7 protein-coding genes and 1 pseudogene are annotated in these 8,722 nt (G+C 65.1%); all 8 read left to right on the top strand.

The genetic code is table 11. From position 1 onward, the window contains the following. Positions 1 to 335, top strand: a pseudogene (locus ACEQXV_RS05845) (LacI family transcriptional regulator); the annotation flags it as partial. Between the two features lie 154 nt (positions 336 to 489). Continuing rightward, positions 490 to 1,308, top strand: a complete 819-nt coding sequence (locus tag ACEQXV_RS05840) for a TIM barrel protein (RefSeq protein WP_370251130.1) — start codon at positions 490 to 492, stop codon at positions 1,306 to 1,308. Positions 1,309 to 1,389: 81 nt separating this feature from the next. Then, positions 1,390 to 2,334: a sugar ABC transporter substrate-binding protein gene (locus tag ACEQXV_RS05835; protein ID WP_370251131.1), complete on the top strand. Its 945-nt coding sequence runs from the start codon at positions 1,390 to 1,392 to the stop codon at positions 2,332 to 2,334. 104 nt (positions 2,335 to 2,438) lie between these two features. After that, entirely contained in the window at positions 2,439 to 3,515 is a 1,077-nt protein-coding gene (locus ACEQXV_RS05830; protein WP_370251132.1) for an ABC transporter permease, read from the top strand. 26 nt (positions 3,516 to 3,541) lie between these two features. Then, positions 3,542 to 4,366: an ATP-binding cassette domain-containing protein gene (locus ACEQXV_RS05825; RefSeq protein ID WP_370251136.1), complete on the top strand. Its 825-nt coding sequence runs from the start codon at positions 3,542 to 3,544 to the stop codon at positions 4,364 to 4,366. 67 nt (positions 4,367 to 4,433) lie between these two features. Further along, on the top strand, positions 4,434 to 5,426 hold the full coding sequence (iolG, locus tag ACEQXV_RS05820; protein WP_370268277.1) for an inositol 2-dehydrogenase: 993 nt from the start codon (positions 4,434 to 4,436) through the stop codon (positions 5,424 to 5,426). 48 nt (positions 5,427 to 5,474) lie between these two features. Beyond that, the gene (iolC, locus tag ACEQXV_RS05815) at positions 5,475 to 7,382 is read left to right on the top strand and encodes a 5-dehydro-2-deoxygluconokinase (protein ID WP_370268276.1); all 1,908 of its coding nucleotides are present in this window, start codon (positions 5,475 to 5,477) and stop codon (positions 7,380 to 7,382) included. Further along, positions 7,379 to 8,722 (top strand): thiamine pyrophosphate-binding protein (locus ACEQXV_RS05810; RefSeq protein ID WP_370268275.1); only part of this gene is annotated, 1,344 nt, incomplete at its 3' end. The genes iolC and ACEQXV_RS05810, both read left to right, overlap by 4 nt.

Below are 8,722 nucleotides of genomic sequence, written 5' to 3'. Positions count from 1 at the left end.
CACGGCAACTGACTTACGAGGCGACGCTCGATCTGCTCAATCGCCACCCGGACTTGCGCGGCATCTATGTCGCGGGCGGCGGGATGGAGGGGGCAATTGCGGCCTTGCGCGAAATGCGCGCGCCGCACGAGGTGGCCCTTGGGGTCCATGAACTACCCGATGAGTCGCGCACAGCCCTTGCTGATGGCTATGTCGTCATGGTCATTTCTACCCCCCTGTCAGAGCTTTGTGCCGACTTCGTCGATCTCATGGTAAGTGCCGTGCAGAGCGGCGATGACGGGATTGTCGGGCAGCATTTCCTGCAGCCGAGGATCTACCTGCCCGATATGATCTGATCTCTCAGAAATGACGAAAAAACGTCATTTTTGCACGCGCAGAAAACGTCATTCTTGACCAGAAATACGAGGGTCAGATTGACGGAATCACCCGATGTGAGCAGCGTTCCCCTGCGTCAAGGGTCACCCGGCATGCCGGCGCCCATCGGGAGGAATGATGCAGCTTGCGCTCAATCACATGACGGCCCCGGGGCTCGATTATGTCGCGTTTCTCGACCTGGCCAAGCGTCTTGGCTGCGCTGGCGTCGAGGTGCGCAACGACCTGGACCGGCCGCTCTTTGACGGCATGGATCCTGCGCAGGCCGGGCAACTCGCCCGTGACAAGGGGCTCCGGCTGTTTGGTCTGAGCCAGGTCTATCCCTTCAACAGCTGGTCACCCGAAGTTGCCGCTGAACTGCGCAGCCTTATCGCGACAGCCAAGGCCTGCGGTGCGGAGACCATCAGCCTCATTCCGCGAAACGATGGCCTGGGTTGTGGCAATGGCGAGCGGCAGGCCAACCTGCGTATCGCGATCAAGGAAATCCTGCCGATGCTACGCGACGCCGACCTGGTGGCGCTGATCGAGCCCCTTGGCTTCCTGACCTCCTCGCTACGCAGCAAGACCGAGGCCATTGAGACCATCGACGCGCTCGGCGCAGCGGATCACTTCAAATTGGTCCATGACACTTTTCACCACCATCTCGCCGATGGTGGCCCGATCTATCCGGACCGGACCGGGATGGTGCATATCTCGGCGGTGGTCGACCCGTCTTTGTCCGTGGCCGACATGCGCGACGAGCATCGCGTGCTGGTCGATGCCTCGGACCGGCTGGAAAATATCGAGCAGATCGCCGCCCTGCTGGCGGCGGGTTACAGCGGCCCGATCTCCTACGAATGCTTCGCGCCCGAGGTTCACGACCTCGCCGATGCAGAAGGGGAACTGGCCAGATCCATTGAATTCATCGCGTCGCAACTGCGGCCAAGGGCAGCCTGATGGGCGCGTGAAGACGCCCCTTCGGGGGCTTCCGGTGAAAGGTAAACGGTGCGCCGGACACCAATATTGGGAGGAAACAAGATGAAGAAGACTCTTATTGCAGCGGGCCTTGTGTCGCTGATGTCCACCACTGCCATGGCCGAAACCATCGGTGTGACCATGGCGCGGTTCGACGACAACTTCCTGACCGTTCTGCGCAACGGCATGATCGAATACGCCGACGGCCTGGAAGGTGTCGACCTGCAGGTCGAAGACGCGCAGGACGACGTGGGCCGTCAGCTCGACCAGATCAACAACTTCATCGCTTCGGGCGTCGATGCGATCGTGGTGAACCCGGTTGATACCTCGGCCACCGAAGCCATGACCGCCGCCGCCGAGGCCGCTGGCGTGCCGCTGGTCTACGTGAACCGCCAGCCGATCAACCTCGACACCCTGCCTGACAACCAGGCCTTCGTGGCGTCGAACGAAGTCGACTCCGGCACGCTGGAAACGCTGGAAGTCTGCCGCCTGTTTGGCGAGCAGGGCACCGACCCGGCGCGCATCTACGTGATGATGGGGCAGTTGTCGAACCAGGCCGCCGTGCAGCGGACCGCCGACATCCATGACGTGATGGCTTCGGGCGACTGCGATGTCACGCTGGAGATCATCGACGAGCAGACGGCGAACTGGTCGCGCGACGAAGCGCAGGACCTGATGACCAACTGGCTGTCCACCGGCGAGCCTTTCGACGGCGTGATCGCCAACAACGACGAAATGGCCATCGGTGCAATCCAGGCGATGCTGGCTGCCGGCATCTCGATGGATGACGTTGTGGTTGCAGGCATCGACGCAACCCAGGACGCCCTGGCGGCCATGGGTGCCGGTCAACTCGACGTGACCGTCTTCCAGGACGCGGCCGGTCAGGGTTCCGGCTCGATCAACGCGGCCCTCGGCCTCGCGCGTGGCGAGGACGTGGACCAGACCGTCTGGATCCCGTTCCAGCTGGTGGTGCCGTCGAACATGTCTGAATACACCTCGCGCAACTGATCCCGCGCAGGTTGTTCACCGGGGCACCCCTGGGAACCTAGAAAAGGGGGCGGCGCAATGGTGCCGCCCTAACCTATCCCGTCGCGTCGAAACAGGAGGCATTGATGGCAGATTCGTCCCGGACCCATGGTATCGGCGGTCTGAAGTTCGACCCGAAGAAGCGGCATTGGCCGAATGAGATCAACATTTTCCTGGCGCTTGTCCTGATCGTCGTGATCTTCGAGCTGCTTGGTCTGCTGCTGATGGACCAGAGCTTCCTTTTCGACACGCGCGACCGCTTCGACTCGATCTTCAACGAGGCACGGCTGCGCATCATCATCCTGCAAGTCTCGATCGTAGGCATCATCGCCATCGGGGTGACGCAGGTCATCATTTCCGGCGGCATCGACCTCAGTTCCGGCTCGGTCGTGGGGGCCACGGCGATGATCGCCATGAGCTTCGCCCAGGTCGCCGAAGTGAACGGCAACCCCAACCCGACCCTGGCCATGGGCGATTGGGCGACCAACCTGCCGGTCATCGTCCCCTTGCTTGTCGGGCTTGCCTGCGGGCTGGTTGCGGGTGTGATCAACGGCGCGCTGATCGCCTATACGCGCATCCCGCCCTTCATTGCCACGCTTGGCATGATGGTGACGGCGCGGGGCGTGTCGAAGTGGTGGACCGAGGGGCGCCCGATTTCCTTCCCGACAGAGCCTTACAAGCTGATCGGTGGGGGTCTGGCCCCGGTGTTCTGGTTCATCGGGCTTGCGATCCTCTTCCACCTCGTCCTGCGCTACACCGTCTACGGCAAGCACACCTATGCCATCGGCTCGAACGAGGACGCGGCGCGGATGTCGGGCATCAAGGTCGAGCGGCACAAGGTGCTGGTGTACACCATCGCCGCGACGCTGGCGGCCGTGGCCGCGCTGGTGTTGTCGTCGAAGAACCTGACCGCGCAGGCCGGCATGGGCGTGATGTATGAACTCGACGCCATCGCCATGGCGGTGATCGGCGGCGTGTCGCTGACCGGCGGGCGCGGGTCCATCGTGGGCACCGTTCTGGGGGCGCTGATTTTCGGCGTCATCATCTCGGGTTTCACCTTCCTGCGCCTCGACGCCTACTACCAGGAAATGGTCAAGGGCGGGATCATCGTCGCGGCCGTTGTGCTCGACCAGTGGCGGCAGCGCCGCGCATCCATTCGCTGAGGGAGGACGGATCAATGGCCAGTGACATGGACACCAACATTTCGGGCGCGGCTGCGCCCCATTCCGAAGCGCCGCTCGGCGACGTCATCCTCAAGACGGAGGGCCTGACCAAGCACTATGGCGGCGTGCACGCTCTGGAAGATGCGAATTTCGAGATCCGCAGGGGCGAGCACGTGGCAATCATGGGCGACAACGGCGCCGGCAAGTCGACCTTCGTGCGCCAGATCACGGCGGTCGAGCAGCGCACGCGCGGCAAGATCTGGTTCAACGGGCAGGAGGTCCAGTTCGAAGGGCCGCTCGAAGCCCGCGAAGCGGGGATCGAGACCGTGTTCCAGACGCTAGCGCTGGCCGATGACCTGAACGTGCCCGACAATCTCTTCCTCGGGCGCGAAAAGACCAAGTGGGATTGGCTGGGACCCTTCCGGTTGCTCGATTACCGCGCCATGCGAGAGGCGACCCTGGCGGGGCTCGAAAAGACGGCGGTGAAAATTCCCAACATCAACAATTCGATCCGCAACATGTCGGGCGGACAGCGTCAGTGCGTCGCCATTGCCCGCACCGCGACCTTCCATTCCAAGCTGACCATCATGGACGAACCCACGGCGGCACTTGGCGTGCAGGAAACGGCCCAGGTCGAAAACATCGTCCGCACGCTCAAGGAAGAGGGCGAGCCGCTGATCCTGATCAGCCATAACATGCGGCAGGTGATGGACCTGGTGGATCGGATCGTCGTGTTCCGGCGCGGCCGGATCGTCGCGAACCTCCTCAAGGAAGAGACCGACGGTCAGGACGTGGTGGCCTATATCACGGGCGCAAAGACGCAACCCGAGTACGATTTCGAAGGGGCCTGAGGCCCTTTCCCTTTCCCCTTGGTCGGCACTCCCCCGGGGCTTCCGGGGACAATGAAGGAAAACAATAATGACCGTTCGTTTTGGAGTTCTGGGCGCAGGCCGTATCGGGCAGGTTCATGCCCGCGCCATCGCCTCGGTGGAAGGGGCAGACCTGGTGGCCATCGCCGAGCCGGTCGACGCCGCGGCCAAGGCCGCGCAGGCCAGCTTCGGCTGCGAGTTGCGCACGATCGACCAGATCGCGGCATCCGATGACATCGACGCCGTGGTGATCTGCACCCCCACCGACACCCATGCCGATCTGATCGAGCAGTTCGCCCGTGCCGGCAAGGCGGTGTTCTGTGAAAAGCCCGTCGATCTGAACGTCGACCGGGTGAAGCAGGCGCTGGCCACGGTCGAGGCCGAGGGTGCCACCCTGATGGTGGGCTTCAATCGCCGCTTCGACCCCGACTTCATGGCCGTGAAGGCCGCCATCGACGCGGGGCGCATCGGCGCGGTGGAGATGGTCACGATCACCAGCCGCGATCCCGGCGCACCGCCCTATGACTACATCAAGGTCTCGGGCGGCATCTTCCGCGACATGACGATCCACGACTTCGACATGGCCCGGTGGTTGCTGGGCGAAGAGGTGGAGACCGTCACCGCGCAAGCCTCGGTTCTGACCGATCCCAAGATTGGCGAGCTTGGCGACTATGACAGCGTCAACGTGATCCTGCGAACCGCCAGCGGCAAGCAATGTGTCATTACCAACTCGCGCCGTGCCTCCTATGGATACGACCAGCGGATCGAGGTGCTTGGTTCGGCCGGGTCGGTCAGCGCCGAAAACCATCGGGAAGCCAATATCGAGATCGCCAATGACGGGGGCTACACCCGCCCGCCGCTGCTGAACTTTTTCATGACCCGCTACATCGCGGCCTATGCCAACGAGATTGCCGCCTTCGTCGCCGCCGTGGCCGAAGGGGCGGCGACGCCGACGACCGGGCTCGACGGGTTGCGGGCGCTGGAACTGGCCGAAGCGGCGCTTGCTTCGGCTCGGACCGGGCAAGCCGTTCGATTGAACTGACATTCAGGGGCCACCCGCCCCAGACCGGAATACCGAGGGAGCGCTTTGATGAAGCCGCTTGACGTGATCACCATTGGCCGAAGCTCGGTCGATCTCTATGGCCAGCAGGTTGGGGGGCGGCTGGAGGACATGGGGTCTTTCCAGAAATATATCGGCGGGTCCCCGACGAATATCGCGGCGGGCACGGCGCGGCTGGGCCTGCGGTCTGCCCTGATCACGCGGGTTGGCGATGAGCATATGGGGCGCTTCATCCGCGAGGAACTGGCGCGCGAGGGCGTTGATGTGCGCGGGGTGAAAACGGACCCGGAGCGTCTGACGGCGCTGGTGCTTCTGGGCATCCGCGACCAGGAGCAGTTTCCGCTGATCTTCTACCGGTCCGATTGCGCGGACATGGCGCTGTGCGAGGAGGATATCGACCCCAGCTTCATCGCCGAAGCGCGGGCGGTGGTGGCCACTGGCACACACCTGTCGCACCCGCGCACGGAGGCGGCGGTTTTGAAGGCGCTCGCCCTGGCGCGAGAGGCGGGGGCGCAGACCGCGCTCGACATCGACTACAGGCCGAACCTTTGGGGGCTGGCGGGCCATGGCGACGGGGAAAGCCGGTTCATCGCATCGCAAAAGGTGACCCATAGGCTGCAATCGGTGCTGCACCTCTTCGATCTCATCGTCGGCACCGAGGAAGAGTTCCACATCGCGGGCGGCACGACGGACACGGTGGCGGCGCTGCGCGCGGTGCGTGCGGTCTCGTCGGCGACGCTTGTGTGCAAGCGCGGCCCGATGGGGGCGGTGGCCTTCGAGGGTGATATCCCCGACAGGCTCGACGATGGCCAGACCGGCCCAGGCTTTCCCATCGAGGTCTTCAACGTGCTTGGTGCGGGCGACGGCTTCATGTCGGGGCTTCTGAAGGGCTGGCTTGACGGGGAGGACTGGCCGACAGCCCTGACCTATGCCAATGCCTGCGGGGCCTTCGCGGTCAGCCGCCATGGCTGCACGCCCGCCTATCCGAGCTGGGAAGAGCTGCAATTCTTCCTGGAGCGCGGGGTCAAGGAAACCGCGCTGCGCAAGGATGCGGTGCTGGAAAACGTGCACTGGTCCACCAATCGCAAGGGCGACTGGTCCGTGATCCGCAGCTTTGCCTTCGACCACCGGATGCAGCTGGAGGAACTGGAGGGGGCCACCAAAGCCAGGATCGGGGCGTTCAAGGAGCTTTGCCTTGAGGCCGCGCTGAAAGTGGCGGGGGGCCGGCCCGGCTATGGCATCCTCTGCGACGGGCGGCTAGGGCAGGGCGCGCTTTACAAGGCGACGGGCACGGGGCTCTGGGTGGGCCGTCCGGTGGAATGGCCGGGCTCGCGGCCCCTGGTGCTGGAGCCAGAGATCGGGCCGGATTACGGCGGGCTCAACGAATGGCCGCTCGATCACGTGGTCAAGGTGCTGTGCTTCTGCCACCCCGAGGATGACGCCGACATGTGGGCGCGGCAGGAAGAGACGGTGCTGCGGCTCTTCCACGCGGCGCGGCGCAACCGGCTGGAGTTCTTGCTGGAGGTGATCCCGTCGAAGGTGGGGTCGGTCGATGATGCGACCACGGCCGAGGTCATCCAGCGCTTCTACGATCTGGGCGTTTTCCCCGACTGGTGGAAGCTGGAGCCGATGACAACCGATACGGGCTGGCAGGCGGCCTGTGACGCGATCACGCGCAACGACCCTTACACACGCGGCATCGTGGTGCTGGGGCTCGCCGCCGAGGAAGCGGCCTTGCGCGAAAGCTTTGCCGTGGCCGCGCGGCATGACCTGGTCAAGGGCTTTGCCGTGGGGCGCACGATCTTCGGGGCGGCGGCCAAGGCCTGGATGACGGGCGCGATCACCGATGCGGATGCGGTGGCCGAGATGGCAGAGAACTACGCGCGGCTTTGCGCGATCTGGGACGAGGCCCGCGCGCGGGCGAAGGAGGCAGCATGACGACGATCCGACTGACCGCCGCACAGGCGATGGTGAAATACCTGGCCGCGCAGAAGACGCCCGAGGGTGACAGCTTCATCGCCGGGGCCTGGGCGATCTTCGGGCATGGCAACGTGGCGGGATTGGGCGAGGCGCTCTACCAGGTGCGCGACGAGCTGCCGACCTGGCGGGGCCATAACGAACAGACCATGGCGCATACGGCGATCGCCTATGCCAAGCAGCTGCGCCGGGGCCGGGCTATGATGGTGACCTCCTCCATCGGGCCGGGGGCCACCAACATGGTGACGGCCTGCGCGCTGGCCTATGTGAACCGGCTGCCCGTGCTCTTCGTGCCGGGCGATGTCTTCGCGCATCGTGGTCCCGACCCGGTGTTGCAACAGCCCGAGAACTTCGCCGATGGCACGGTGACCGCGACCGACACGTTCCGGCCCGTGAGCCGCTACTTCGACCGGATCACCCGGCCCGAGCAGCTGCTGACCGCGCTGCCGCGTGCGCTGCGCACCATGACCGATCCCGCCGATTGCGGGCCGGTGACGCTCGCCTTCTGCCAGGATGTGCAGGCCGAGGCCTATGACTGGCCCGAGGCCTTCTTTGCGCCGCGTGTCTGGCACCGGCGGGCGGCACCGCCGGATGCGGGCGAACTGGCACGGGTGGCGGAGCTGCTGAAGGGCGCGGACAAGCCGGTGATCGTGGCGGGCGGCGGCACCCATTACGGCCACGCGACCAGGGCGCTTGCCGCCTTCGCCGAGGCGCACCAGGTGCCCGTGGTGGAAACCCAGGCGGGCAAGTCGGCGCTGCCCTGGGACCATCCGCTCAATCTCGGCCCGATCGGCGTGACCGGCGCGGAAAGCGCCAACACGGTCTGCGCGGCAGCCGACCTGGTCATCGGGGTGGGCACCCGGTTCCAGGACTTCACCACCGGATCGTGGTCCCTGTTCGCGAACCCCGCGCGCAAGCTCGTCAGCCTCAACGTGCAGGCCTATGACGCGATGAAGCATGGGGCGGAGCCCTTGTGCTGCGACGCGAAGGCAGGGCTGGAGGCTCTGTCGGCAGCGCTCGGGGGCAAGACCTTCGACGCCCCGGATGCCGCGCTGAAAGCCGACTGGTTCGCCAAGGTCGACCCGCTGACCGACGCGCCCGAAGACGACGCGAACGCGCTGCCCACCGACATGCAGGTGCTGGGCGCGGTGCAGCGCTCTGCGGGGCCCGACACGGTGGTGATGTGCGCCGCGGGCACCATGCCGGGCGAGCTGCACAAGCTGTGGAAGGCAGGGCGGCCCGGCAGCTATCACATGGAATACGGCTTCAGCTGCATGGGCTACGAGATCGCTGGCGCGCTT

This window comes from Nioella sp. (assembly GCF_964229645.1).
GTDB lineage: Bacteria > Pseudomonadota > Alphaproteobacteria > Rhodobacterales > Rhodobacteraceae > Nioella.
Note: the sequence above shows the minus strand (reverse complement) of the source record. Positions and strands in the feature narration are given on the sequence as shown.